The sequence below is a fragment of the Rhodobacter sp. P2_H5 genome, assembly GCF_056403335.1.
This window is the reverse complement of the sequence record NZ_JBFUFS010000004.1, coordinates 118609-143597: the sequence shown is the minus strand read 5'-3', so window position 1 is coordinate 143597 and position 24989 is coordinate 118609. Positions and strand designations below refer to the sequence as shown.

The following is a 24989-nucleotide window of genomic DNA, read 5'->3' as shown; positions in this document are numbered from 1 at the left end:
GGGCCTCCTGCGGGTGATCCCCCAAAAGGCGCCATTGCAAAGCATAACTCAAATCGTTAGTTCTTATCCTATCATAAATTTTACAGGTGTCCGATGCGCTATGTCCAGCTGCGAGCCTTTCACTACGTGGCCACCTGCGGCGGCTTTTCGCGGGCGGCGGAGGCCCTGTTCCTGACCCAGCCCGCGATCTCGGATCAGGTCAGCAAGCTGGAGGAGGAATACGACGTCCTGCTGTTCAACCGGATCCGCAAGCAGGTGGTACTGACGGCGGCGGGGGAGCATTTGCTGCAGATCACCCGCAGGCTTTTTGACTGCGAACAGCAGGCGCTGGATTTCCTGTCGGAAAGCCGCGCGCTGCAATCGGGCAATCTGCGCATCGTCGCCGACAGCGCGCACCATCTGCTGCATATCCTCGCCGCCTTTCGCAAACGCTATCCGGGGGTCAAGATCTCGGTCCGCTCAGGCAATACCGAAACCGTCGTCACCAGCCTGCACAATTACGAAGCCGATCTGGGCATCCTCGGCGAGATGCCCACCCTGAAGAATTTCGACAGCGAGTTGCTCAGCTCCTCTCCCATCATCGCCTTTGTCGCCCATGGCCACCCGCTGGCGAAAGCCGAGCGTCTGACCTTTGCCCAGCTGGCGGATCAGGCGCTGGTCCTGCGCGAACGCGGATCGAAGACCCGGGTGAAGCTGGAGGAGGCCGCCCGCGCCCAGGGCATCGAGTTGAAACCCACCATCGAGGCCGAAGGCCGCGAGGCGGTGCGCGAGATCGTGGCCTCGGGCGTCGGCATTGGCTTCGTCTCCCTGGTGGAATTCGGAGAAGACAGCCGCCTTGTGCCGATCCGGCTGGAGCCCGAGGACCGGATGATGATGGACGAGGCCCTGATCTGCCTGCACGAAAGGCGCGGCTCCAAGCTGGTGCAGGCCTTCTTCGAGATGGCGCGGCAGGCAAACGCGGGCAAGGGCTGAACGAAGCTGGCGCCAATCCGCGCCAGGGCCTACCGCCGCTGCAGGGGCCCAAGGCGCACCGACAGCCGCGCCACCATCTCCATTCCGGTCTGGTTCGGGCGCAGGGCGGGCGCGCGGTCCTGTATCTCTTCGCCGACCCGGGCCGCGTAGAGCCTCTTGCCGTAACAGATCAGATGCTCCAGCCCCTGCATCGTCGCCACAACGGCGGGCAGCATGGCGGCATAGAGCGCCTCGGCTTCGTCCCCATCGCCCCGCCTGAAGGCCTCATAAGCGGCGACGGCGTAGTCGATGCAATCGGGTGCCAGGATCAGGCCACGACAGCCGATGCGGAAATTGTCGAGCATTTCCAGACCCGCGCGGCCGTTGAACACCGGCAGGCTGCCACCCGTCGCCGCGATGACGCCAGCAATCTCGGTCACGGCCCCTTCGCCCTTGATCGCACGGATGTTGGGGTGCTGGCGCACCAGATCGGCGATCTCGGCGGCGCTCAGGCCGCGGCCCATGAAGGCGGGGGCGTTCTGGATCGCGACAGGCAGAGAGGTCGTCTCGGCCACGCGGCCAAAGAACCGGATATATTCGGCAGCGCCATAGCTGCCGACCATTGGCGGCTGCAGGATGACCCAATCCGCGCCGACGCTTTCGGCATGCCGCACCTGCACCACCTGCTCGGCCACCGAAGCGCCGAAGATGGTGAAGCCCAGCGGCACGGCGCCCGCGGTATCCTCGGCCACCCAGTCCATCACCATAAGGCGCTCGGCCCCGGTCAGTTTGGCGACCTCGGTCGCAAGGCCAAGGGCCGCCATGCCATGCACGCCAACCGCCAGACACTGCGCGACCTGACGGCGCATCGCGGCGCGGTCAAGGCGCTCCTCGGTATCAAAGAGGGCGTAAAGGATGGCGTGGATGCCGTGCAGCTTGTCGGTTGAAAAGCCCTGCATCCTTCACCAATCGGCAATCGAGCCATCGGCGTGGCGCCAGACCGGCGCGCGCCAGGCATGGCCAAGGGCCGCGCGTTCGGCCACGACGGCCTCATCCACCTCGATGCCCAGACCCGGCCCCATCGGGATCGGCAGGAAGCCATCCACCACCTTGAAGCGGCTGTCCGGGGTCAGATAATCGTTCAGATCACCGCCCTGATTGTAATGGATGCCAAGGCTCTGCTCCTGAATCACCGCGTTGTAGCAGATCGCATCGACCTGCAGGCAGGCGGCCAGCGCGATCGGGCCCAGGGGGCAATGCGGCGCAAGTCCCACGTCATAAGCCTCGGCCATATGACCGATCCGCACCATCTCGGAGATGCCACCGACATGGGCGGTGTCGGGGTTGATCAGCCCCGCCGCGCGCTTTTCAAACACCGGGCGGAAGTCGTAGCGCGAATGCAGCCGCTCGCCGATGCACAGCGTGATCGAGGTCGAACGCGCCAGATCCGCCATCACATCGACATGGGCCGAGACCACGGCATCCTCGACAAACATCGGGCGCAGATATTCCATCTCTTTCAACAGCACCTTGGCCATCGGCGCATGGACGCGCCCGTGGAAATCAAAGGCGAGGTCGAGGGCCGAGCCCACCGCATCGCGCAAGGCACCCAGGCGGGCCAGGATCTGGTCGACCTTGCGGTTGCTGTCGATGTATTGCAGTTCCTCGGTAACGTTGAACTTGCAGGCGTCATATCCGAGCGCCAGCAGGGCCTGCGCCTCCTCGATCAGGTTTTGCGGCCGGTCCCCGCCGATCCAGCGGTAGCTGCGCACCCGGTCGCGCACGCGGCCCCCCATCAGGGCATGGACCGGCTGGCCGTAAGCCTTGCCCTTGATATCCCACAGCGCCATGTCGATGCCCGACATCGCACTCATAAGAACCGGACCGCCACGATAGCAGCCGTTGCGGTAGATCATCTGCCAGGTGTCCTCGATCAGCATCGGGTCGCGGCCGATCATCACCGTCTCCAGCTCGCGGATCTTGGCGGCGAGGGTTTCGGCATGGCCCTCCAGCACCGGCTCGCCCCAGCCGGAGATGCCCTCGTCGGTCTCGATCTTCAGGAACAACCAGCGCGGCGGGACGACGAAGGTCTTGAGGGCGGTGATTTTCATGGGTCTATCCGTGCTGCAGGGTGCTGAGGCCGCCATCCACCACAAGGCAGGCGGCGGTCATGAAGGGGGTCTCGTCCGAGATCATGAAGACGGCGGCCATGGCGATCTCCTCGGGCGAGGCGATGCGGCCGCCGGGGTGCAGGGCCATCGTCGCGGCACGGGCAGCCACCGGGTCGGGGAAGCTCGCCCACCAGTCGAGGGTCTTTTGCGTCTGCACATAGCCCGGAGCGATGGCGTTGACGCGCACCCCTTGCGGCGCAAATTCCAGCGCCAGGGATTTCGTCAGACCCAAAAGCGCATGTTTGGCCACCGGATAGGGGAAAGTGCCGGGGATGATGGTGAAACTGTGGGTCGAGGCGATGTTGAGGATCACCCCGCCGCCCGCCGCGATCATGCCCGGAAGGGCGGCGCGGCAGCAGTTCCAGGCGCCTTTGACGTTCACATCAAAGTTGCGCTGCCATTCGTCGTCCGAGGTCTCCAAGGGCGCGTGGAACACGTTAATCCCGGCATTGTTGATCACCGCGTTGATCGGCCCGAGCAAGGCTGAGGCCTGCGCCAGCGCCGCCTCGATCGCCGCGCGGTCCGCTATATCGGCCACGGCAGAGCCGGCGCGGCCCTCCGCGTCCAGATCCGCGACGGTCTGCGCCAGCAGGTCCGCGTCGCGGTCCACAAGGAAGACCGCCGCGCCTTCGCGCAGGCAGGCCTTGGCGATGGCGAGGCCGATGCCCTGCGCGGCACCGGTCAGGAAAAGGCGCTTGCCCGCGAGACGCTCGGCCATGATCTACTCCAGTTCCGAAAGGTGAAAGGTGATGGTGCCGGACAGGGTTTGCCCGGGTGCCAGAAGGTGCAAGCCCTGCGGCCCCTGCAGCGCCAGGGCGTTGGGCAGATGTGTCATCGGCTCCAGGCAGAAGAAGCCGAGGTCGTCCTCGGGCGCATAGACCATCAGATGGGCGAAGACCGGATCGGCAGCCATATCCAGCCGCAACCGCGTCTCGGGCCAGTCGATGCGGGCTAGGCCGCTCCATCCCTCATAGGCGTTGTTCAGGCGGTGGGCGGGCAAAGCTGCGGCTTGGGTGAAATCCGCGCTGGCGGGAATCGCACCCCGTGCGCCGGGCAGATAGTCCGCAGCCTCGCTCCAGAACGCCCGCGCCGGGGCGGTGACGCGGGTTGCGGGGCTGCGCGGAAAGAAGGGATGCAGGCCAAGACCGAAGGGCACGGTCTGCGCGGCGTGGTTGGTGACGGAGACGGTGATTGAAAGGCTGGCCCCCTCAAGCGCCACGACCATCTCGGCGTGGTAGATGTGGGGCGAGGCTGCGGGCGCTGACTGATCCAGCGTGAGCCGCGCTTCGGTGGCGGTTGCGGCGGCCACCTGCCAGGCGGCAAGCCAGCCATCGCCGTGCAGATAAAGGGGCTCGGGCGTGTTGGGGGTGAAACGGTGAACTTGGCCCCCCAGCGTGAAAGCATTGCCCTCGACCCGGTTGCCGAGCGGCAGCATCGGAAAGCAGGCCTGTGGCGCCAGAAACGCCCGCCCGTCCTGCAGGGCCCCGGTCAGTCGGGCGCCCTGCGGCGAAAGGCTGACGACCAAAGCTTCGTTTTCCAGCCGAAGCATGGCCTAGCGCCGGCCCCAGGCGCTGGAGCGCAGGTTGTCGAGCAGGACTGCCAGCAGCAGGATCACGCCACGCACGATATATTGGTAAAAGGCCGGAATGTTCAGCAGGTTCATCGCATTCTCGGCGATGCCCATGATCATCACGCCGACGATCACCCCGGCAATCGCGGCACGCCCTCCCGCCAGCGACACCCCGCCCAGCACGCAGGCCGAGATCACCGACAGCTCCAGCCCCACCGCCGAGTTCGGCTGCCCCGAGGTGATCCGCGAGGCCAGAAGCACCCCGGCCACCGCACAGACCAGTCCCTGCAGCGCAAAGATCATGATGCGGGTGCGGTCCACATTGACGCCCGCGAGGCGCGAGGCTTCGGGGTTGCCGCCGATGGCGAGGGTGTTCTTGCCAAACACTGTCCGGTTCAGCACGAAACCGAAGAGGACGAACAAGAGGCCTAGCACCCAGATCGGCGCGGGCACGCCGAGGTATTTGTTCAGCGCGATGTTGAAGAAGGCCGGGTCATTGATGCCGACCGCACGGCCATCCGAGGCGATCAGCGCAAAGCCCCGCAGGATCTGCATCGTGGCCAGCGTGGTGATCAGCGCGTTGATGCGAAATTTCGCGATCACCACGCCGTTGATCAGACCCACGACAAAGCCGCAGACCAAAGCCGCCAGAATGCCCAGCAGGATCGACCCCGTGGCATTCGACGCCATCACCGCCACCATGCCGGCGAAGGCCACGATGGAGCCCACGGACAGGTCGAAATCCCGCGCGGCCAAGCAGAACATCATGGTGCAGGCGACGATCCCCACCGTCACCACCGATTGCAGCAGCCCCAGCATGTTCCGCTCGGTCAGGAAGTTCGGCACCATGAGCGAGACCAGCGCAAAGGCCAGAAGGAAGATGACGACAAGCCCCTGTTCGCCCAGAAGCAGTTTCTTGAGTTGGTCTTGCATGGCGGTCCTCACGAGGCTTTCATCTGGTCAAGGGGGGCTGCACGGTCCGGCAAAGCGGCGGCCAGGATGGCATTTTCCGAGAATTGGTCGCGGCTCATGTCGGCGCTGATCCGGCGCTCGCACATCACATGGATGCGGTCGCAGATCCCCATCACCTCGGGCAATTCGGAGGAGACGACGACAATCGCCATGCCCTCTGCCGCAAGCCCGTAGAGCAGTTCGTAGATCTCGGCCTTGGCCCCGATGTCGATGCCGCGCGTCGGCTCGTCGATGATCAGGACCTTGACGCCCTGTTCAGACAGCCAGCGGCCGAGGATCACCTTCTGCTGGTTGCCGCCCGACAGGTTGATGATGTCCTGCTTGCGCGAGGGTGTGCGGACGCGCAGGCGGGCGATGTAGGTGTCGGCGGTCTCGGCCTCGGATCTCAGGTTCAGGATGCCCCAGCGCGCGGAGTGGCGGCGGGAGGAGATCGTGATATTCTCTTCAATCGAGCGGCCCTGCAGGATGCCGTCATGCTTGCGGTCTTCTGAACACAGGACCAGACCGGCGCGGATCATCGCCTTGGGGTCGCGCGCCGCGACAGGCGCACCGTCGATCATGATCGTACCGGCGCTGCGCGGATCGGCACCGAAAATCAGGCGCATCAATTCGGAACGCCCCGCGCCGATCAGGCCAAAGAAGCCGAGGATCTCGCCCTGCCGCACCTCAAAGCTGACCGGGTGGGGCAGGGCCGCGCCGCAGATGCCCTCGACCTTCAGCCGCACGGCCCCGGCGGTGCGGGGCCGGTAGCCCCAGATGTCGGAAATCTCGCGCCCGACCATCTCGGACACCACCTGATCGCGGGTGACATCCGCCATGGTCGGATGGTGTGCCGCCAGTTTGCCATCGCGCAACACGGTCAGGCTGTCACAAAGCCGGAAGATCTCGTCCATCCGGTGCGAGACATAGAGGATCACCTTGCCCTCGGCCTTCAGCCTTCCGATCAGGGCGAAGAGAATTTCGCTTTCGCGCGACGACAGCGACGAGGTCGGCTCGTCCAGCGCGATCACCCGGGCCTCCAGCATCACGGCCTTGGCGATCTCGACCATCTGACGCTCGCCGATCGAGAGGGTTTTCACCTTGCGCCGCGGATCGATGTCGATGCCCGCCGCCCGCAGGCGCGCGCCCACATCCTCCAGCATCTGGCGGCTGGCGATGACCCCAGCCCGGGCGGGAAAGCGGCCCAGCGTCAGGTTCTCGGCCACGGTCAGTTCGGGCACCAGCTGCAATTCCTGGTGGATGACGATGACGCCATTGTCGAAGGCGTCGCGGGTCGAGGCATAGGCCTGCTCCTGACCGTCGATGCGGATCTGCCCCGCATTGGCGCGCAAATCGCCCGAGAGGATCTTGATCAGCGTGGATTTGCCCGCGCCGTTCTCGCCCATCAGCCCGTGGACCGCGCCTTTTTCAACACCGAAGCCGACCGCTTCCAGCGCCTTGACGCCGGGATAGCTCTTGGTGATGCCTTCAAATTCCAGAAATGCCATGCTCGCCCCCGCTTCGGGTGGTCGGGGCGGCAGGGAAGCCGCCGCCCCAAGAAACCTTACTCGATGCCCAGATCCTTGCGGACGCTTTCATAGGTGTCACGCTTGGCCAGCGCGCCAGCGGTCAGGATCAGCGGCTCGGGCGCTTTTCCGTTGGCGACCCAGTCGTACATGTTCATCGCGGTTTCATAGCCGTGCCGCTTGGGCGAGATGATGATGGTGCCGACAAAGCCGGTCGGTTCCGGCTTCTTGAACTCGTTGATCGCGGATTCCGCACCGCCGATGCCCACCGCAATCATGCTGTCCGCCGGAATGCCGACGCTTTCCGAGGCGCGCACGGCACCAAGGGCCGCTTCGTCATTCAGCCCGAAAGCCACCCAATGCTTGATCTCGGGATGGGCGTTCAACACCGTGGTCGCAGCATTCAGCGCAGCTTCGGTGTCGGTCTTGGCTTGGGGGGCGTCAAAGATGTTCGCTGCCGGGAAGCCGCCAGCTTTCAGCGCGGAGATCGCGCCTTCGACACGGTCCACCGCCGTCGGCAGCTGGTCGTAGGACACCCGGATCGCACCGACTTCGGCGAGGTTCCAGCCGCGCGCCTTGGCCTCATCGAGGATCGCGGCACCGACCGCCTCGCCGATCTTGGTGGCCGAGATGCCCATATGCGGCACCGATTCAATCGCGGCGCCGCTCGCGTCGACCAGACGATCATCCACCGTCATCATCTTCAGCCCGTTGGCCGCAGCCTTGGCCACGATGCCTGGCCCGAGCTTCACGTCCGGGGTGCAGACGATGAAGCCCTGCGCGCCTTGCGCCCCAAGGTTGTCAATCGCCGCGATCAGCTTTTCGCCATCCTCGGCGCCGATCTTGACCAGGGTGAAGCCCTTCTCGTCCGCGGCCTGCTGGGCGAACTTCCATTCATCCTGAAACCACGGCTCCTCGGGCTGCTTCACGATGAAGCCGATCTTAATGTCTTCCGCATAGGCCGCGCCCAACGACAGGACAGATGCAGCCACAAGAGCGCTCAGGCAGAGCGCCTTTTTCAAGAATCGCATGGGTATCTCCTCCGGGTGGGGCGGGCCTCCATACCCGCCGTGCCGATTTTGGTAAAACAATTCATCATACCAGTCAACACACTTGATATGATGAAACCATTGTGCAATCTGATGACCATCTGGCGACGTCGCGGGAGGTGGCGTTCGGCGTCAGATTGCAGGACAGTTTGCGGGACTGAATGCAGGAAGATGCCACGCAGCACCCCGGGCCTTGGGGGTGCGCAGAACGGGAGGATGAGATGACAGCAGCGGCAGAGATCAAGTTGCGCCGCCCTCGGGTGATGCCCGATGTGGTGCGCGCCTTGGCCGGTGATATCCTGTCCGGCCGCTATGCGCCGGGCGCCATGCTGCCGCGCGAGCCCGACCTTTGCGTCGAATATGGCGTCAGCCGCACGGTGATCCGCGAGGCGCTGAAGATGCTGGACGCCAAGGGGCTGATCGTCACGCGGTCGCGCGTGGGCACCTCGGTGGCCGATCCGGACCTGTGGAACATCCTCGACCCGCAGATCATCGAATGGCACCCGCCCGGCGCGCTGGATCAGCGCCTGTACGACGCGATCCTGGAAACCCGGATGGGGATCGAGCCCTTGGTCTGTGAACTGGCCGCCACCCGCGCCACCCTGTCCGAAGTCGCAGCCATCGAGGCGGCCTGGCAGGGCATGCAGAGTGCTGGTGCCGATATCGAGCTTTTCACCCGCCACGACATCACCTTTCACCGCATCCTCTATGCCTCCAGCCACAACCCGGTTTACCGCCAGATCGGCAAGATGATCGACGCGGCCCTGACCTTCACCATCACCGCCACGGCCACCCTGTCACCGGATGAACGGGCCGAAGCGATCCGCGTCCACCGTGATCTGGTCGAGGCGCTGCGCCTGCGCGACCCGCGCGCCGCCCGGCAGGCGGCGGACAATATCGTCAACCTCGCCGCGCGCGACCTGGCGCTGACCAAGAAACTCGGCAGCGATTAGCATTGCCTGCCGTCCGGAGCATGACCCATGAAAATCACCGCCCTGAAAACCTTTATCGTGCCGCCGCGCTGGCTGTTCTTGAAGATCGAGACCGATGAAGGCCTGTCCGGCTGGGGCGAACCGGTGGTGGAGGGCCGCTCCCTGACCGTCGAGGCCGCGGTGCACGAGCTGGCCGATTACCTGATCGGCCAGGACCCGCGCCGGATCGAGGACCACTGGCAGGTGATGTACCGCGGCGGCTTCTATCGCGGCGGCGCCATCCACATGAGCGCCCTGGCCGGGATTGATCAGGCCTTGTGGGACATCAAGGGCCGCGCCTTGGGCGTGCCGGTGCATGAACTGCTCGGCGGGCAGTGCCGCGACCGCATCAAGGTCTATTCCTGGATCGGCGGCGACCGACCTGCCGACGTCGCCCAAGGTGCGCAAGATTTGGTGGCCAAAGGCTTCACTGCGCTGAAGATGAACGGCACCGAAGAGATGCAGATCGTCGACAGCCACGCCAAGATCGATGCGGCCATCGAGCGGGTGGCTCTGGTCCGCCAGGCCGTTGGCCCGCATATCGGCATCGCAGTCGATTTCCACGGCCGCGTCCATCGCCCGATGGCGCGCGCCATGGTCAGGGAGCTTGAACCCTACAAGCTGATGTTCATCGAAGAACCCGTCCTCAGCGAGAACCGCGAGGCGCTGCGCGAGATCGCCGCCATGTCAAGCGCGCCGATTGCCTTGGGAGAGCGGCTTTATTCGCGCTGGGATTTCAAATCGGTGCTGAACGAGGCTGTGGTCGATATCATCCAGCCCGATCTGTCCCATGCCGGCGGCATCACCGAATGCCGCAAGATCGCAACGATGGCCGAGGCTTACGACGTGGCCGTGGCGCCGCATTGCCCGCTTGGCCCCATCGCGCTGGCCGCCTGCCTGCAGCTGGACGCCGTGACCTACAACGCCTTCATCCAGGAGCAGAGCCTGGGCATCCATTACAATGCCACCAACGATCTTCTGGATTATGCGCTGAACAAGGACGTGTTCAAATACGAGGACGGCATGGTCGCCATCCCGGACGGCCCCGGCCTTGGGGTCGATGTGGACGAGGACTACGTCCGCGAGCGCGCCGCCGAGGGCCACCGCTGGCGCAACCCGGTCTGGCGCCACAAGGACGGCTCTTTCGCCGAGTGGTGACCGTGCGCCCTGGCATTTGAAGGGTGGTGATTGGGCCTGCCCTCCGGGGGCCGGATGTGCCTTTCGCAAATGGCCCCTGCATGGTCCCGGGGCCATTGGTTCTGCCTTCCCCCGCAAACCGGAGGAGGCCGCATCGTCGGGGTCAGTGGGTGCTGACCGCAAGGAAAGGCGCGAGGCGGCGTTGAGAACCCGTGGCCAAGGGGCATTGGCCTGATCATTCGGTTCAAGCGGCTGACAAAGCCTCTTTAGCCTCATTCCCGCCGGTTCAAAATCTGGATCCGCCGAACACACGCGCCCAAGTTTGCGACACGATCTTCGACCGTCTGCCGCCTCCCAACTGGCGCCCTCAGGCAGCTTTTGCGGCAAGGACGGCGGCGGGAACCGCACGGAAGCCGATGCCAAGGCGGTTGTAGGTGTTCATCAACCCGATTGCGATGGTCAGATCGGTCAGGGCTTTCGGCGCGAAGACCGCGGCGGCGGCAGCGTATTCGGCATCCGGAGCGCCGGTATCGGCCACACGGGTCAGGCTTTTAGCCCAGCCGAGGGCGGCCTTTTCGGTGGTGCTGAACAGCTCCTCCGCCTCGCGCCAGACTGGCAGCAGGGCGATCTTCTCGGCCGGGATCTTGCGTTTGGCGAGGTCACGGCTGTGCATGTCGATGCAATAGGCGCAGCCGTTGATCTGGCTGATGCGCAGATAGACCAGATCCACTAGCCCGCCATCCAGGCCGGATTGCAGGATATGGCCATAAACCTGGCCAAGCGCCTTGATCCCGGCGGGGCTGGCAGCAGCGTAATCGATGCGATGGGACATGAGAATTTCGTTTCCAGGGTGAGGGGCGATCTGCCGGACCATTCCGGAGGTCCGTCGTCTCGACCCAAGCCTAGAGGAAATTGGTGCGTCGGATTATCCACCTCCGCGCCACCTCACTGATGCCGCTCAGGTGGATAATCACGGCGGCGTGACTGGCCTAGTCTTGGCGCATCCTCCCAATCGGGATGACAGGGATGCCCCAAGTCCCTGCGCCTTTGCCCGTCAGCCCCAGGAGACGCACCATCGCAGTGTCTGGCGCGATCACAGGTTCCGCCTTTCCGACAGCTGCTCTGTTTGTGACCAACCATCCCACCGCCCTTCCGAAATCGCCCTGCCATTCCCTCCTGCCTCAACCAAAGGATGACGCCATGACCCGCCATATCTCCCTCGCCACCATCGCCCTCTGTGCCATTGGCCTGGCCTCCGCCGCCCTGGCGCATGATCCGGCAGCCGAAACGGTCAAGCCCGTTCTGGTCCAGCCCTTGGCAAATGTGCCCGGCCAAACCCTGACCGCTGTTCTGGTGACCTACCCGCCGGGCGGCACATCCCCCGCGCATCATCACGCGGGCAGTGTGATGGCCTATATTCTCAAGGGTGACGTCCGCTCGGAAAATTCGGCCACCGGCGCCGTGCGCGTTTACCACGCCGGCGAAGCCTTCTTCGAGCCGCCCGGAAGCGACCACCTGATCAGCGAGAATGCCAGTGCGACCGAACGGGCAAGCCTTCTGGCGGTCTTTGTGGCCGAGGACGGTGCCGTTCTGAAGACCAACGACTGACAGATCTCCCGCTTAGCGTAGCCCCCATCCCGGAATTCCGGGAATGGGGCAGCTTTGGCGTGCCCGCCTGAAGTCGTCCGCGAGCGAGGATGGTATGGCCCCTTTTTCTGGAGAACCCGAAGGCGGCGGGGCTGTGAGAGAAGCCCCACGACATCGTCTTGAACCAGCGGCAGATCGAGGTTCGGCCGGGGCTGCTGCCCAAGCGACCAGCACCGCGCGACGAAAGCCGTGAGCCGCCCTGAGGCCAGCCAGAGGAAGAACAGCAGAACGACGGATCCTGTATCCGGTTGAGGCCGGTGTGAGGCCCACCCGAACCCCGTTGGCCCGCATGCGCGGAAGCCTGCAAGGCTGGCGCCGGATGCGGCCCGGCTTTCGTAGATCCGTCTTTCATGGATCGGTGGGCGCCAATCATGCGGTCACGCGCTGCCGAAGGAAGCTGGCGCGCGCGACCGGATTTTGCACCCGATCGCAGGGGTCAAGATCGGCTACTGGGCCTTCTTGAACAGGTCTTTGAAGATGAGCTTGCCCCAGACGCCATCCTGCGCATGGACCAGCGCGCCGCCCTCGCCAAGCTTGCCCAGATCGACCGGTGCGAACCCAAGCTGTTTGGCCATCAATGCCACGGGTGCGATGGCATCCTCGTCATCGCTCGACAGAAAGACGACCCGATGTCCACCCTCGACAGCCGGATCCGTCGCCAGGGTGGTCGCGATCAGGTGATTGAAACCCTTCACCACCTTGGCGCCCGTAAACGCCGTCGCGACGTAGGCCGAGGAGAGGAGGCCGCCCATCTCGTCACGGGGTGCCAAGCTGTTCATCGCGTCGATGATGGTCTTGCCCGTCCAGTCCGGCAGGGCTTTTGCAATCCCACGGTGTTCTGCGAAGGGCACCGCCAGGATGATTGTGTCCGCCTCAATCGCTTCCCGCAGCGACTTGGCGATGACCCTGGGGCCGATCGCCCGTGCTTGCGGGGCGAGGGCCTCGGGTGGGCGGCGGCTTGCTACGGCCACCTCGATATTGCTGCGTGCGAAGGCCTGGGCGAGAGCCTGGCCAATCTTGCCGAATCCTATGATGGCATAGGTCATGATATGTCTCCGTTCTTGTGTTTGATTGAGAGTTTCGGGGACGCGGTCCCCACCCGGCGCGCCGGCCACGGGACCGCGCCGGGTCAGACCTGCGCCATGCCGCCATCGACGGCGAGATCCACGCCGGTGATGAAGGAACTTTCATTCGAGGCGAGGAACACGACGGCCGCCGCGATTTCCTCGGGCCTGCCTCTGCGGCCAAGCGGGACTTGCGACGCGAAATGTGCCGCCGCCTGTTCCACCTGTTCCGCGCTAAGACCAGCATTTGCCAAGGCCGGCGTGTCGATCGGCCCGGGGCTGATCGAATTCACACGAATCTGGCGGTGCTTCAGGTCCGTCGTCCAGCCGCGTGCAAAACAGCGCACGGCCGCCTTGCTGGCGGCATAGGCGGAGAAGGCGGCATCCCCCCTGACATTCGCGACCGAGGCATTCAGAATGATCGAGCCGCCATCCTTGAAGAGGGGAAGGGCCTTCTGCGCCGTGAAGAAGGTGCCCTTGACGTTCAGGCCGAACGTCTTGTCGAAATGCGCTTCGGTCGCCGTTTCAAACGGTGCCACCTCACCCCAGCCAGCATTCGCGAAAAGCACGTCGATGTGACCGTATTTTTCCTTCACCACAGCAAAGAGCCGGTCCAGATCGGCCAGGCGCGAGACGTCGCCTGCAACCGTGGTGACCTTGCCGCCGATCAGGGCCGCTGCCTCGCCCAGCTCTTTTTCGCGCCGGCCGGTGATGACGACATGCGCCCCCTCTTGCACAAAGCGCTTGGCCGTGGCCAGACCGATGCCGCTGTTGCCGCCCGTGATGACGGCGACCTTGCCTTCAAGCTTTCCCATGACTTCTCCTATCGTGGTGTCGAGACAGCATCTGTGCCTCAGAGCCACGAAATGGGCCCACCTGTGCCGCTTGTTCAGTGCGCAGGTGCGCGGATCGGTGGTGCGTAATCCATCCGGCTGTACGGAGGGCGCCGCTGGATCGGATCACAGCACCTCATCCGGGGGAGAGAGGTAAACAACGACCTTCGCTTGGGAAAATTGCTTTTTCGACCTGGAATGCATCCTGCGCGGGATCTGGGCAGTGCACCGGGTGGTGCCGGACTGAACCAAGACTGCCTCGGATGTCATTCGCCACTTTCTGGCCGTCGCAAGCGGCGGCTCGGCGCGGGCCGCGGCCGAGCGCATCGGGGTTCGCGCGACATCTGCACGGCGTGCTCTGGCTTCTGACGCAAGGGGAGACGCGCAAGACAAGGCGCGTGCGGCTTTTGACGGAGTTCCTATCTGGCCGGTTTGCCGCTTACGCTTGCCTTTTCGCGGGGAAATCTGTTTCTGAAGACGGAGGCCCTGACCGTCACTGGTGGCGCCGGGAATCCGGTCAGATGTCAGGCAGCAATAGCTTGAAGAAGCGGCGTTCAATTCAGGTCAAATTGACTTGCGTCGCAGCCAGAAGCGCACTGCGGCAATGTCGGTGACGCCCAGCGAACCCGCGGCTGTCTTGCCACAGCTTGGGGCAAAGCGGGGTCCAGCACGACGTTGAAGCTGATCCATTTCAGAAAGCGCCGCGGTCGCGCACCAATTTCTCACCATGGACACGTTGATCGAGAGGCCCGATTTGGGCAAAACTGAAAGCCAAAGGCGCTCAAGCCGGAGGGAGCTTGGGGCAGCGTCAGGGATGCCATGCAGGAATGGCATCGCCCTGACGGCTCTCCGGAGGGGAGGCGATCGGTTTCAGCCAACGATCACATAGATCTTGCGCACCGTCTCGATGGTTTTCCAGAGGCCGCGAAACCCCGGTTTCAGGATGAAGCTCTGCCCGGCTTTGTAGACTTGCGGGGCGCAACCCTCCTCGGTCAGCTCGATCACGCCCTCCAGCAGGTGGCAGAATTCGAACGTGTCGCCCTTGATCGAGAGGGTCTCGCCCGGCGTGGCCTGCCAGATCCCGGTGCGGACCGGCCCGTTCGCTGCGGCTTCGCGCGACAGGTCCAGCGCCCAGGTCAGATAGGACGGATCGCCCGCGATCAGGCGTTCGGGCAGGGCATTGTTGGCTTCGGGTGCGGTGACGGGGTTATGGTCGACGGTCAGCAGATAGGGCATGGCAATCTCCGGGACAGGGTCTTTCGAGGGGGTATGTGGGCAGGGCGCAGGCCGTCAGCGGGGTTCGGGGGGCTGCTGTGGCATCCTTGGCCTTTTCAACTGGCGGCGGGGGCCGCCTTGATCAGATCCGCGATCCGTTCGGCGATCATGATCGTGGGAAGATTGGTATTGGCGCAGGGGATCGACGGCATGACCGAGGCGTCCACGACGCGAAGCCCGCTTACCCCATGCACCGCGCCATCCGGTCCGGTGACGGCCAGAGGGTCGCCCGCAGCACCCATCCGGCAGGTGCCCGAGGCGTGCCAGGTGCCGCCGACATTGGCGCGCACGAAGGCCTCCAGCGTGGCGTCGTCCGACAGGAGGTCGCGCAGGGTCACGCCCTTGGTCACAAGCCCGTGGATCAAGGCGGCGCGCAAGGGGCCTGCCAGATCCAGCAGGGCCGAAAGCGCCCCGCGTTGCACCGCATTCTGCCAGCCGGGGGCGGCGACTTTGGCCACGCGGGGGGTGTAGCTGGTCGGAAAGACCACCGCGTTGCGCATCGTCAGGCGCGGGTCGGTCAGCACCTCGGCCCCTTTGCGCAGCGCCTGTTTCAATCGGTCCAGATCGCGGCGGTCCGACAGCATGTTGAAGTTCACCTGCGGTTCGTGGTGCGGGTCCGCGCTGGCCACCGTCAGATGGCCGCGCGAGAAGGACTTGTTGACCCAGAAGAAGATCGAGCCGATCCGCTTGCCCACTGCGTGCCAGCCCGACCGCGACAGGATCGCACCATGCATGTCACCCTGCGGCGTGCCCGCAACCCCGGAGGAATAGCGCCAGACGCCCTGCTCGTGATGCTCTTCCGGGTCGCGCACCCGCAGGGCGGGCGGCAGGTAGCTGCCGAGGGCGATCGAGGGATGTTCCATCAGGTTCTGCCCTACGCCCGCCAGCGCCACCACCGGGGCGATGCCCGCCGCCTGCAGCGGCCCCGCGGGACCGATGCCGGACCGGAGAAGCAGGGCCGGGCTGTGGATCGCCCCCATAGACAGGATGGTCTGGTCCGCGGCAAGGCGCAGGATCTGGCCCGCTGGTGTCTCGACCTCGGCCCCGGTCACGCGGCGGCCCTCGATGGTCAGGCGCAGGGCCAGGTGGTCGGCCAGGATGCGCAGGTTCGGCCGGGCGCGCACCGCATCGGTCAGCCAGGTGAGCGAGGTCGGCTGGCGCTGGCCGGAATCGGACGCCCCCACCGCACCGCGAAACGCGCCGTCCTGCCACTCGCCATTCTGATCGGCGCGGATCGGGTGGCCCTGCGCGGCCAAAGTCGCCATCACTTCGGCCACAAAGGGCGACAGGGCGCGGTCACCGGGGCGGCGGATCTGCAGGGGGCCGCTTTTGCCATGCAAGGGGCCGTCAAAGTCGCAATCCTGCTCCAGCTTGCGAAAATAGGGCAGGACCGAAGCCCAATTCCAGCCCTCGGCGCCGAGGGAATGCCATTCGTCATAGTCAGAGGGCGCACCGCGGTTCGACATCAGCGCGTTGATCGCCGAACCGCCGCCAAGAAGGCGCGCCTGTTCATAGGTCCGCTCGGGGCCTTCGCCATAGCGCGCCTTCAGCGCGGTCCAGATGTTGCGGCGGTCCAGATAGGCGCGGCCGGGGTAGCGGGAGGCGATCTCGGACGGCAGGGCGGGGGGATGGATGTCGCGGCCCGCCTCGACCAGCGTCACGTCAAAGCCCGGCACCTCGGACAGGCGGGCGGCCAGGACGCAGCCGGCCGATCCGCCGCCGAGGATAAGGAACCGTGTCATCGCCTCAAACCCTTTCGCGCACACGGATTTTTCGGGCGTTGATCGCCATCAGCATCACCATCAGGAAGGAGACCGCGGTCAAGAGGGTGGAGATTGCTGCGATCGTCGGGTCAATCTCATCCCGCAGGGCGGTAAACATCCGCTTGGTCAAGGTCTGGTTGTCGCCGCCCGAGATGAACAGGGACACCACGGTTTCATCAAGCGCCGAGATGAAGGCGAAGAGCGTGCCGGTGATCACCGAAGGCCGGATCTGCGGCAGCACGACGGCGAAGAAGGCGCGCCAGCGGTTCATGCCCAGGCTGCGCGCCACCATCTCTTGCGTCGGGTCGAACTTGCGCAGCCCGACCAGAACCGAGGTGATGACATAGGGCATCCCCAGCATGACATTGGCCAGGATGAGCCCGGTCATCGTCGCAATCAGGCCGACCTGGGCATAGATCAGGAACACCCCGACGGCGGTGATGACGATCGGCACCACCAGCGGCAACAGCAGCACCACCTGCAGGCTTTTGACCAGCCGCGACTCGCTGAGGTTCAGCGCATAGGCGGCAGCGGTGCCCAGCACCGTGGCCAGGGCCGAGCTTGTCACCGCGATGATCAGGCTGGTGCGGGTCGCCTTCATCCAGCCGGGATTGCCCAGATAGGCCTCGTACCAGCGCAGCGACCAAGTTTCCGGCGGAAAGGCCAGAAAGCGCCCGCCGGAGAACGACATCGGCATGATGATCAGCACCGGCAGGATCAGCCAGGCCAGCGCCAGGATCACGAAGCCACGCAACAGGATCTGCGGCAGCGAAAGCGGGAAAGCGCGCATCGGATTACCTCGTGCCCATCAGGCGGTCAAAGGGGATGAGCAGGCTGGCCAGCCGGAAGATCGCAAAGACCAGCACCAGAAGCACGACCGAGATCGAAGAGGCCGCCCCCCATTCGTTGTAAAGTTCGATATTGCGCGAGACGAGCATCGAGACGAGGAAGGTCCGCCCGCCTCCCAAAAGCTCCGGGGTGATGTAAAAGCCCAGGGTCAGCACGAAGACCAGCACCGAACCGGCAATGACCCCGGGCAGCGACAAGGGCAGAAAGATCGAGCGGAAGATCAGCCAGCCATTGCCGCCCAGGCTCGATCCCGCCATCTCCAGCTCGGCCGGGATTTTCTTCATCGTGGCGTAGAGCGGCAGCACCATGAAGGGCAACAGGATGTGCAGCGTCGCCATCACGGTGCCGAATTCGTTGTTCACGAGGATCAGTGGCTGGTCGATCAGCCCGCTGTTGACCAGGGCGGTGTTCACCAAGCCCTTCCTTTGCAACAGGATCAGCCATGCGTAGGCGCGCACCAGGACCGAGGTCCAGAAGGGCAGCAGGACCATGCCAAGGATGATCGGCGGCCAGATCCCCTCGGCCTTCGCGGCGACATAGGCGATCGGATAGCCAATCAGGATGGCGGCGATGGTGACGACAAAGGCAATGCGGAAGGTCTGCACGAAAGAGGTCAGATAGACGCTGTCGGTGAAGAAGCGCGCATAGTTGATCAGGGTGAAGCCGTCAGGCCCGCGGATGGATTGCCAGGCCATCCAGACCAGCGGCATGATCAGCAAAAGGCCCACCACGATCAGCGCGGGGGCAAGCAGCATGAGGATCATGCGCCGTTCGCGGCGGTCCTCGGGGCTCGGGGCATCTGACATCGGGCTCTCCGCGAAAAGGGGCCCTGCCGCGCGGGCGGCAGGGCGGGGGGCTTATTGCTGGACGAAAGAGGCCCAGCGTTCCTGCGCGGCTTCACCGGCGGGCGAGCTCCACCATTCGGTGGAATTGAGCACCTGGGCCGCCGCATTGTCCGGCGAGTTGGGCATCTGGGCCGCACGCTCTGCCGTGATCTTGCCGGTCGCATAGGCAGCGGGGTTGCCGGGGCCGTAGTCGATATAGGCCGGGAAATTGGCCTGGATCTCGGGGTCCATCGCGGCTTCGATGAACTTCATCGCGGTGTCGAGATGCGGCGCGCCTTTCAGGACGCAAAGCGAGGTATATTGCAGGATGCCCTGGTTATAGGTGAAGCCGACATCGGCGCCCTCTTTCATCACCGCCGAGACGCGGCCGTTCCAAGCCATGACCATATCCGCCTCGCCATCCGACAGAAGCTGCGCCGATTGCGCGCCCGAGGTCCACCACACGGTGATGTTGGGCTTGATCTCTTCCAGCTTCTTGAAGGCGCGGTCGACGTCGAGCGGGTACATGTCCTTGGGCGCCACGCCATCGGCCATCAGGGCCGCTTCCAGTGTGGCCACCGGGTTGTTGCGCAAGGCGCGCGTGCCGGGGAATTTCTTGACGTCCCAGAAATCGGCCCAGCTTTGCGGCGGGTGATCGCCATAGGTCTTCTTGTTGTAGGCCAGAACGCTGGAGTAGAATTCGTAAGCCACCGAGTAATCGGTGCGGTATTCCGCCGGCATGGCGGCCACGGTCGGCATCTTGGAGAGGTCGAATTTCTCGATCATTCCCTGTTCGCCGCCGCGCAGGCAGTCCTTGGTGGGGGTGTCGATCACATCCCAGATCGGCTTGCCGGTCGCGGTCTGGGTGCGGATCACCGGCCAGGCGTCGGGGCTGGTGTCCTGATTGACCACGATGCCGGTCTTGGCGGTGACGGGGTCGAGAATGGCCTTGGTCTGGGCCTCCTGATAGGCGCCGCCTTGCGAGACGAAGGTCACCTCTTCAGCCCAAAGGGCGCTGGTGCCGAGGCAGAGGGCAAGGGCCGAGAGTGCGAGTTGTTTCTTCATTCTTTTCACCTTCCTGTTTTTGATTTCGCGTGTCGTCTATTTCCCGATGGCATCGAGAAACTGGTACCAGCCCGCCACCAGACGCACGCCGAGTTCGCGCGCCGGATAGAAGGGAACATTGGGCAGGGGCAGGGCGCCGATCAGACCGGCGCGCGAGGGCCGGCCCTGGACGCAATCGGCGACATGGGTGCCGATATAGCTCGACAAGGCGACGCCGGTGCCGTTGTAGCCCATGGCATAGACCACGCGCTCATCGAGCCGGCCCAGATGCGGCAGGCTGTCCATGGTCATGGCGACGAGGCCAGACCAACGGTGCGTGACCTGCACGCCGCCCAGCTGCGGGAACTGGCGGCGCATGGCGGCCTCCAGTGCGGCAAAGGCGGCGGGGCTGTCGTCCTTGCCGAAGGCGCCGCGCCCGCCATAGATCAGCCGGTCGCCGGACTTGCGAAACCAGCGCATCATGCGGCGGGTTTCGGTGTAGCTGCGGCCTTGCCCCAGAAGATCCGCGCCAGCCGTGTCGGTCAGAGGCTGGGTCGCCACCATGGCCGAGCGGAAGGGCACCACCTTGCGTTTGATCGCATCGGTGGCTTCCGTCAGGCTGGAATAGGCGTTGGTCGTCAGAACCACCTGCCGGGCGCGGACGCGACCTTCGGGCAGATGCAGCCGCACGCCGTCGGGCAGATGCTCCAAAGCCGTCACCGGGCTTTCGTCATGCAGGCGCAGGCCCTGACGGCGCAGGCCTGCGACCATCCCGGTCAGGAACTTCAGCGGATGGATCACCCCGCCATGCCGATTGAGCATCCCGCCGCAGAAATCGGTGGAGCCGGTTTCCTGCGCCATCTCCTCTGGCCCGAGGATCGAGACCGCGCTATCGCCCAGCGTGGTCTTCAGCCAGGCGCATTCGGCCTGCAGGGCGGCCAGCGCCTCGGGCCGGTGGGCGCAGCGCAACGATCCGTGGCCGGTGTAATCGGCCTCGATCCCCAGGTCTTGCAGCAAGGTGCCGATGTTCTCGATCGCCTCGATGCCGAAGTCATGCATGCGCCTGGCGGTGTCGATATCCCAGCGGCGGGCCATTTCGGCGAAGGTCATGCGGAACTTGCCCGACACGACCCCGCCGTTGCGCCCCGAGGCGCCCCAGCCGAAGCGGTTGGCCTCCAGCACGACCACATCCAAACCGCGCGCGGCCAAAGCGCGCGCGGTGGACAGGCCCGCATAGCCTCCGCCGATCACGGCGACATCGGCTTGCACATCGCCGCGGAGCGGCTGGCCGGCGGCCAGCGCCGGCGCCGTGTCGCGCCAGAGCGAGGCCGCTTCGGGGAGGGGGGCCAGGGTCATGCTTCAGGCCGCCGCGCCAAGGCGCTGACCCGCCAGTTCGGCATCGACCGCATCGGCCAGTTCGCCCAGCGTGGTGAAGCGGAAGTCGGGGGTCGTGACTTGCTTCGGGATCGGCGAGGCGCCAAAGCCCTCTTGCCCGGCGCGGCGCTGGATCCAGCAGGTCGTATAGCCGAGCTCGCGCGCCACGCCGATGTCATGGTGCTGGCTTTGCGCCACATGCAGGATCTCGGATTGCTTGAAGCCAAAGGCGGACTGGCGGCCCTTGTTGAAGGCAAAGAACTCCGGCGCGGGCTTGGCATAGCCGGTCTCGTCGGTGGTCACCGCGTCATGGAAGGGGCGGCCGAGCGTGTGTTCATAGGCTGTGAAGGCGGTGCGGTCGGCGTTGGTCATCGCCACCAGACGGAAATTCTTGCGCAGGCGGGCCAGGGCCTGGGCGGAATCTGCAAAGGCGGGCCAGCGCAGGACCGACAGCTGGAAGGCATTGGCGATCTCTTCGGTGGCGTCAAACCCGGCTTCGGTGGCGAGCGACAGATAGACATCGCGGAAGGCAAAGGAGGACCGGCCATAGAACTTGTCGCGACCGCGCAGATAGGGCTCGAAGATCTCGTAATCCGTCGCCGCCGCGGCCTTCTTGCCGCCAAGCGCGCGCACGGCGTCCAGAACGCCTTTCTCGAAGTCGATCAACGTTCCGACCACGTCAAAGGTCATCACCTTGAAATCCGTAAGTTTCATGTCCCATTTCCTTGTTGTTGAGGGGGGTATCTTGCGGCGGCCCGATCTCAGGCCGCGCGGGGAACGACGATGGTGTCTTGCGGGTGCAGCGCCAGCGTGACGGCCTGACCCGGCGCCGGCATCACCTGCCAGCCCGCATGGTTGGCCGGCAGGCGCAGGCTGACCGTCTGGCCCGCTGCAAGCGCGACAAAGATCCGCACACTTTCGCCCTGATAGAGGCAGGAGGTCACCGTCCCCGGCAGCAGGTTCGATTCCGGCGGGGTCGCGGCATCGGCAAAGGACAGCTTTTCGGAGTGGAGCGTGAGGTAAAGCTCATCCGCCTGCGGCACGGGATGGACCGAGCGCAGCACCTTGCCGGCAAAGGTCACCGTCGTGGCATCCGACCGCTCGACCGGCACCAGCACCGCCTCTCCGATGAAGCTCGCCACGAAGGCGTCGCAGGGGCGGTCGTGCAACTGGCGAGGGGTGTCGACCTGCACCAGCTTGCCCGACTTCATCACGGCGATGCGGTCCGACATGGTCAGCGCCTCGCGCTGGTCATGGGTCACATAGATGATCGTGGCGCCCAGCTTGGCGTGCAGCTGCTTGAGTTCGATCTGCATCGTCTCGCGCAGCTGCTTGTCCAGCGCGGACAGGGGCTCGTCCATCAGGATCAGCCGCGGCTCGAAGATCATTGCCCGCGCCAGCGCCACCCGCTGCCGCTGCCCGCCCGACAGGGCCGAAATGGCCCGGTCGGCATAGCCCGAGAGTTCCACCATGGCGAGGGCGGCTGCCAGCTTTTGCGGCCACTGGGACTTCGGCATCCGGCGGGCGCGCAGGGGAAAGGTGATGTTCTCGCCCACCGTCATATGGGGAAAGAGCGCGTAGTTCTGGAACACGATGCCGATGTTGCGCAGATGCGGCGGGCTGTAGGTGATGTCCGTCTCGCCCAGATGGATGCTGCCCGAGGTCGGCTGCACGAAGCCGCCCAAAAGCCCCAGAAGCGTGGTCTTGCCCGAGCCCGACGGGCCAAGGACCGACAGGAACTCGCCGGGGGCCACATCCAGGCTCACATCGTCCAGCGCCGAAAACGTCCCGTACCGCTTGACCGCGTTGCGGATCGACACGCCGAACTTCTGGGGCTGTGGGGAGGAAGTCATGAAACGGCGTCTCCTGTGGATCGGTCAGGCAAGGGGAGGCCACAGGCACGCATGCCGTGGCATCCGCCACTTGCAGGGGCGCGGTGGGGCCGGGATCTTCGATGTTCGGGCTGATTTCGGCGCGTCCTTGCGCCGCTTGAAAGCAAAGATGAAGAATTAATGACGTGCGGGCAATTGAAAAAAAGACGCGCCTGTTGTTACATCATGTAATGACGAAACTGCGCCGACAGATCCCCTCGCTCAACGCGCTTTTCGCCTTCGAGGCGGCGGGCCGCCTGCTGAATTTCTCGCGTGCTTCGGAGGAGTTGAACGTCACACCCGCCGCAGTGAGCCGGACGATGCAGCGGCTGGAGGGGCTGATCGGCACCGAACTTTTCCAGCGGACCGGGGCTGGCGTGGCGCTCAGCGACAATGGTCAACTGCTCTATCAGGCGACGCGGCGGGCGATCACGCAGATCGAATCTGCCCTGGTCGAAATCGCAGATCGCGGGAAAGGCGCCGATACGGTGACGATTTCGGTGTCCACCGCTTTCACGACCCATTGGCTGATGCCGCGCATGACGGCGTTCAAGGCGGCCTTTCCCCAGGTGGATCTGCGCTTCCAGCTGCTGATGGGGCCCCTGACCGGGCCGGTCGACGATGTGGATCTGGGCATGCGCTTTCTGACCGGAAAGGGCGCAGGCTTGCGCATCTATCCTATCATGCCCGAGGTGATGGTGCCGGTCTGCAGCCCGACCTACCGCGACGCCCGCGACCCGGCGGGGCGTGGCGATACGCTGATCAAACTGTCCAGCGGCGAGCCCCTGTCGCCCTATGACCTGCTCGACGGGCTCGGCCCGGATCAGCCGATCCCGCTGTTCTTTGCCGATTATGCCATCGTGTTGCAGGCCGCGCTGCTGGGTCAGGGCATCTGCTGGGGCTGGTTGAATGTGGTCGGCCACTGGCTTCTTGAGGCGCATCTCGTCCCCCTGGGTCAGCGCAGCCATGTGACGCCCCGGCAATGCTGCATCGTCCAGGTGGCCGACCGCCCGCTGCGCCCGGTGGTGGAGGAGGTCCGCACCTGGATCGTCGAAGAACTCCGCGCCGATTACCGCAAGGTGCAGGCCCACTATCCCGCGCTGGATATCCCCGATGTGGATTTCTGGAGCGGCGCCTGAAGCCCGCCGCAGCTTCTGCTAACACGGCCCGAAAACGCGCAGGAAATGCTCGTACATCGCGGATAAGATGGGCAAACTGCGAAAAGAGATGCCTGAGGAGTGCTGTCGTGCAAGCTGCGCCTACCAAACTGCTGGAATCCTACGAGCTTGCGGTCTCGCCGATGGAGATAGCGGATGTGCCGAAGTTGCACGAGCTTTCCATCGGGGTCGGCTGGCCGCATCGGCCGGAGGACTGGGCGCTGGTGATCGGGCTCGGGCAGGGCATCGTGGCGCGGGACGAGATCGGCCGCGTGGTGGGTTCGGCCATGTGGTTTCCCATGGGGATGGATCATGCGGCGATCGGGATGGTGATCACCTCGCCCCGCTTGCAGGAACATGGCGCCGGGCGCTGGCTGATGGGCCATATCTTCGATCAGGTGGGCGCGCGCGGCAAAGTGCTCAATGCGACGCGGGCGGCCTATCGGCTTTATATCTCGCTGGGGTTCATGCCCCTGAGCCCGTCGTTCCAGCATAACGGCGTGGTCACGGGCCTCGCGCCAAGCCCGCGCACCGCGCGTGTCCTGGACGAAGCGGACCGCCCCTTTGTCCACGCCCTCGACACCGCCGCGATGGGGATTGCCCGGCCTGAGGTGATCGAGCGGCTTCTGGCCTTGTCCGAGGGCCGGGTGATCACGCGGGATGGCCAGGTGACGGGCTTTGCCCTCTGCCGCAAGTTCGGTCGTGGCCATGTGGTCGGCCCCGTGGTTGCCGAGACCGAGGAAGACGCCATCGCCCTGGTCGCGCCCTTCGTCGAGGCGATGCAGGGCCAGTTCCTGCGGCTTGACACCCGCCAGCCCGAAGGGCCGTTCCGCGAGTTTCTGGTGGCCTGCGGCATCCGCCATTATGACACCGTCACACGCATGGGCCTTGGCGCGGTTCCGGCGCCCACGGGGCCGGTGCAAAGCTTTTCGCTGGTCAATCAGGCGCTTGGCTAGGGTGCC

General features: G+C 65.0%; 24 protein-coding genes. 6 read left to right on the top strand and 18 right to left on the bottom strand.

Translation table 11 applies throughout. The features are described 5' to 3' along the window. Positions 1-93 precede the first annotated feature (93 nt). A complete protein-coding gene (locus tag AC1DVR_RS06660; protein ID WP_477999757.1) occupies positions 94-972 on the top strand; it encodes a LysR substrate-binding domain-containing protein in 879 nt (292 codons plus the stop codon). Between the two features lie 29 nt (positions 973-1001). Here the strand turns inward: AC1DVR_RS06660 and AC1DVR_RS06655 are convergent, their stop codons facing one another. From AC1DVR_RS06655 to AC1DVR_RS06625, 7 genes are read right to left on the bottom strand one after another with little or no spacing between them, the layout of a single operon-like run. Further along, positions 1002-1910, bottom strand: coding sequence for a dihydrodipicolinate synthase family protein (locus AC1DVR_RS06655; protein ID WP_477999756.1), 909 nt, complete (start codon positions 1908-1910; stop codon positions 1002-1004). Positions 1911-1913: 3 nt separating this feature from the next. Next, a complete protein-coding gene (gene dgoD, locus AC1DVR_RS06650; protein WP_477999755.1) occupies positions 1914-3062 on the bottom strand; it encodes a galactonate dehydratase in 1149 nt (382 codons plus the stop codon). Between the two features lie 4 nt (positions 3063-3066). Beyond that, positions 3067-3840: an SDR family oxidoreductase gene (locus tag AC1DVR_RS06645; protein ID WP_477999754.1), complete on the bottom strand. Its 774-nt coding sequence runs from the start codon at positions 3838-3840 to the stop codon at positions 3067-3069. A gap of 3 nt (positions 3841-3843) precedes the next feature. Further along, positions 3844-4671 carry an aldose 1-epimerase gene (locus tag AC1DVR_RS06640; RefSeq protein WP_477999753.1) on the bottom strand — a complete coding sequence of 276 codons (828 nt, stop codon included), beginning with the start codon at positions 4669-4671 and terminating at the stop codon, positions 3844-3846. 3 nt (positions 4672-4674) lie between these two features. Next, positions 4675-5625 (bottom strand): L-arabinose ABC transporter permease AraH, encoded by a 951-nt coding sequence (gene araH, locus AC1DVR_RS06635; protein WP_477999752.1) that lies wholly within the window; start codon positions 5623-5625, stop codon positions 4675-4677. Positions 5626-5633: 8 nt separating this feature from the next. Next, positions 5634-7151: an L-arabinose ABC transporter ATP-binding protein AraG gene (gene araG, locus AC1DVR_RS06630; protein WP_477999751.1), complete on the bottom strand. Its 1518-nt coding sequence runs from the start codon at positions 7149-7151 to the stop codon at positions 5634-5636. A 56-nt stretch (positions 7152-7207) separates the two neighbouring features. After that, positions 7208-8200, bottom strand: coding sequence for an arabinose ABC transporter substrate-binding protein (locus AC1DVR_RS06625; protein WP_477999750.1), 993 nt, complete (start codon positions 8198-8200; stop codon positions 7208-7210). Positions 8201-8439: 239 nt separating this feature from the next. Here AC1DVR_RS06625 and AC1DVR_RS06620 point away from each other — a divergent pair, with 239 nt between their 5' ends. Continuing rightward, a complete protein-coding gene (locus AC1DVR_RS06620; protein WP_477999749.1) occupies positions 8440-9171 on the top strand; it encodes a FadR/GntR family transcriptional regulator in 732 nt (243 codons plus the stop codon). A gap of 27 nt (positions 9172-9198) precedes the next feature. Further along, the gene (gene dgoD, locus AC1DVR_RS06615; RefSeq protein WP_477999748.1) at positions 9199-10347 is read left to right on the top strand and encodes a galactonate dehydratase; all 1149 of its coding nucleotides are present in this window, start codon (positions 9199-9201) and stop codon (positions 10345-10347) included. Positions 10348-10693: 346 nt separating this feature from the next. Here the strand turns inward: dgoD (AC1DVR_RS06615) and AC1DVR_RS06610 are convergent, their stop codons facing one another. Further along, the gene (locus AC1DVR_RS06610; RefSeq protein ID WP_477999747.1) at positions 10694-11158 is read right to left on the bottom strand and encodes a carboxymuconolactone decarboxylase family protein; all 465 of its coding nucleotides are present in this window, start codon (positions 11156-11158) and stop codon (positions 10694-10696) included. 368 nt (positions 11159-11526) lie between these two features. On the opposite strand from AC1DVR_RS06610, the gene AC1DVR_RS06605 reads away from it, so the two are divergent. Continuing rightward, on the top strand, positions 11527-11934 hold the full coding sequence (locus tag AC1DVR_RS06605; protein WP_477999746.1) for a cupin domain-containing protein: 408 nt from the start codon (positions 11527-11529) through the stop codon (positions 11932-11934). A 485-nt stretch (positions 11935-12419) separates the two neighbouring features. Here AC1DVR_RS06605 and AC1DVR_RS06600 read toward each other — a convergent pair whose 3' ends face one another. From AC1DVR_RS06600 to AC1DVR_RS06555, 10 genes are all read right to left on the bottom strand, one after another. Further along, positions 12420-13019, bottom strand: a complete 600-nt coding sequence (locus tag AC1DVR_RS06600) for an NADPH-dependent F420 reductase (RefSeq protein WP_477999745.1) — start codon at positions 13017-13019, stop codon at positions 12420-12422. A gap of 83 nt (positions 13020-13102) precedes the next feature. Beyond that, positions 13103-13852, bottom strand: coding sequence for a glucose 1-dehydrogenase (locus AC1DVR_RS06595; RefSeq protein ID WP_477999744.1), 750 nt, complete (start codon positions 13850-13852; stop codon positions 13103-13105). Positions 13853-14740: 888 nt separating this feature from the next. After that, on the bottom strand, positions 14741-15106 hold the full coding sequence (locus AC1DVR_RS06590) for a cupin domain-containing protein (protein WP_477999743.1): 366 nt from the start codon (positions 15104-15106) through the stop codon (positions 14741-14743). A gap of 95 nt (positions 15107-15201) precedes the next feature. After that, positions 15202-16887, bottom strand: a complete 1686-nt coding sequence (locus AC1DVR_RS06585; protein WP_477999742.1) for a GMC family oxidoreductase — start codon at positions 16885-16887, stop codon at positions 15202-15204. A 4-nt stretch (positions 16888-16891) separates the two neighbouring features. Continuing rightward, positions 16892-17698: an ABC transporter permease gene (locus AC1DVR_RS06580; RefSeq protein WP_477999741.1), complete on the bottom strand. Its 807-nt coding sequence runs from the start codon at positions 17696-17698 to the stop codon at positions 16892-16894. 4 nt (positions 17699-17702) lie between these two features. After that, positions 17703-18563, bottom strand: a complete 861-nt coding sequence (locus tag AC1DVR_RS06575; protein WP_477999740.1) for an ABC transporter permease — start codon at positions 18561-18563, stop codon at positions 17703-17705. Between the two features lie 51 nt (positions 18564-18614). After that, the gene (locus AC1DVR_RS06570; RefSeq protein WP_477999739.1) at positions 18615-19646 is read right to left on the bottom strand and encodes an ABC transporter substrate-binding protein; all 1032 of its coding nucleotides are present in this window, start codon (positions 19644-19646) and stop codon (positions 18615-18617) included. Between the two features lie 36 nt (positions 19647-19682). Then, positions 19683-20981 carry an NAD(P)/FAD-dependent oxidoreductase gene (locus AC1DVR_RS06565; RefSeq protein ID WP_477999738.1) on the bottom strand — a complete coding sequence of 433 codons (1299 nt, stop codon included), beginning with the start codon at positions 20979-20981 and terminating at the stop codon, positions 19683-19685. 3 nt (positions 20982-20984) lie between these two features. Beyond that, complete coding sequence (locus tag AC1DVR_RS06560) at positions 20985-21713, bottom strand: HAD-IA family hydrolase (RefSeq protein WP_477999737.1); 729 nt, start codon at positions 21711-21713, stop codon at positions 20985-20987. A 47-nt stretch (positions 21714-21760) separates the two neighbouring features. Beyond that, entirely contained in the window at positions 21761-22852 is a 1092-nt protein-coding gene (locus AC1DVR_RS06555) for an ABC transporter ATP-binding protein (protein WP_477999736.1), read from the bottom strand. Between the two features lie 209 nt (positions 22853-23061). On the opposite strand from AC1DVR_RS06555, the gene AC1DVR_RS06550 reads away from it, so the two are divergent. Together AC1DVR_RS06550 and AC1DVR_RS06545 are read left to right on the top strand one after the other, a co-directional pair. Beyond that, a complete protein-coding gene (locus AC1DVR_RS06550) occupies positions 23062-24009 on the top strand; it encodes a LysR substrate-binding domain-containing protein (RefSeq protein ID WP_477999735.1) in 948 nt (315 codons plus the stop codon). A gap of 107 nt (positions 24010-24116) precedes the next feature. Continuing rightward, positions 24117-24983, top strand: a complete 867-nt coding sequence (locus AC1DVR_RS06545; protein WP_477999734.1) for a GNAT family N-acetyltransferase — start codon at positions 24117-24119, stop codon at positions 24981-24983. The last annotated feature ends 6 nt before the right edge of the window (positions 24984-24989 follow it).

Excerpts from the sequence above, each read along its gene's own strand:
- AC1DVR_RS06575 (WP_477999740.1), bottom strand. The coding sequence starts at position 18,563 with ATGTCAGATGCCCCGAGCCCCGAGGACCGCCGCGAACGGCGCATGATC.
- AC1DVR_RS06555 (WP_477999736.1), bottom strand. The coding sequence starts at position 22,852 with ATGACTTCCTCCCCACAGCCCCAGAAGTTCGGCGTGTCGATCCGCAAC.
- AC1DVR_RS06590 (WP_477999743.1), bottom strand. The coding sequence starts at position 15,106 with ATGCCCTATCTGCTGACCGTCGACCATAACCCCGTCACCGCACCCGAA.
- AC1DVR_RS06550 (WP_477999735.1), top strand. The coding sequence starts at position 23,062 with ATGACGAAACTGCGCCGACAGATCCCCTCGCTCAACGCGCTTTTCGCC.
- AC1DVR_RS06565 (WP_477999738.1), bottom strand. The coding sequence starts at position 20,981 with ATGACCCTGGCCCCCCTCCCCGAAGCGGCCTCGCTCTGGCGCGACACG.
- AC1DVR_RS06570 (WP_477999739.1), bottom strand. The coding sequence starts at position 19,646 with ATGAAGAAACAACTCGCACTCTCGGCCCTTGCCCTCTGCCTCGGCACC.
- AC1DVR_RS06605 (WP_477999746.1), top strand. The coding sequence starts at position 11,527 with ATGACCCGCCATATCTCCCTCGCCACCATCGCCCTCTGTGCCATTGGC.
- AC1DVR_RS06660 (WP_477999757.1), top strand. The coding sequence starts at position 94 with ATGCGCTATGTCCAGCTGCGAGCCTTTCACTACGTGGCCACCTGCGGC.
- dgoD (WP_477999748.1), top strand. The coding sequence starts at position 9,199 with ATGAAAATCACCGCCCTGAAAACCTTTATCGTGCCGCCGCGCTGGCTG.
- AC1DVR_RS06640 (WP_477999753.1), bottom strand. The coding sequence starts at position 4,671 with ATGCTTCGGCTGGAAAACGAAGCTTTGGTCGTCAGCCTTTCGCCGCAG.
- AC1DVR_RS06600 (WP_477999745.1), bottom strand. The coding sequence starts at position 13,019 with ATGACCTATGCCATCATAGGATTCGGCAAGATTGGCCAGGCTCTCGCC.
- dgoD (WP_477999755.1), bottom strand. The coding sequence starts at position 3,062 with ATGAAAATCACCGCCCTCAAGACCTTCGTCGTCCCGCCGCGCTGGTTG.
- AC1DVR_RS06610 (WP_477999747.1), bottom strand. The coding sequence starts at position 11,158 with ATGTCCCATCGCATCGATTACGCTGCTGCCAGCCCCGCCGGGATCAAG.
- AC1DVR_RS06625 (WP_477999750.1), bottom strand. The coding sequence starts at position 8,200 with ATGCGATTCTTGAAAAAGGCGCTCTGCCTGAGCGCTCTTGTGGCTGCA.
- araG (WP_477999751.1), bottom strand. The coding sequence starts at position 7,151 with ATGGCATTTCTGGAATTTGAAGGCATCACCAAGAGCTATCCCGGCGTC.
- AC1DVR_RS06620 (WP_477999749.1), top strand. The coding sequence starts at position 8,440 with ATGACAGCAGCGGCAGAGATCAAGTTGCGCCGCCCTCGGGTGATGCCC.
- araH (WP_477999752.1), bottom strand. The coding sequence starts at position 5,625 with ATGCAAGACCAACTCAAGAAACTGCTTCTGGGCGAACAGGGGCTTGTC.
- AC1DVR_RS06655 (WP_477999756.1), bottom strand. The coding sequence starts at position 1,910 with ATGCAGGGCTTTTCAACCGACAAGCTGCACGGCATCCACGCCATCCTT.
- AC1DVR_RS06595 (WP_477999744.1), bottom strand. The coding sequence starts at position 13,852 with ATGGGAAAGCTTGAAGGCAAGGTCGCCGTCATCACGGGCGGCAACAGC.
- AC1DVR_RS06645 (WP_477999754.1), bottom strand. The coding sequence starts at position 3,840 with ATGGCCGAGCGTCTCGCGGGCAAGCGCCTTTTCCTGACCGGTGCCGCG.
- AC1DVR_RS06580 (WP_477999741.1), bottom strand. The coding sequence starts at position 17,698 with ATGCGCGCTTTCCCGCTTTCGCTGCCGCAGATCCTGTTGCGTGGCTTC.
- AC1DVR_RS06585 (WP_477999742.1), bottom strand. The coding sequence starts at position 16,887 with ATGACACGGTTCCTTATCCTCGGCGGCGGATCGGCCGGCTGCGTCCTG.
- AC1DVR_RS06560 (WP_477999737.1), bottom strand. The coding sequence starts at position 21,713 with ATGAAACTTACGGATTTCAAGGTGATGACCTTTGACGTGGTCGGAACG.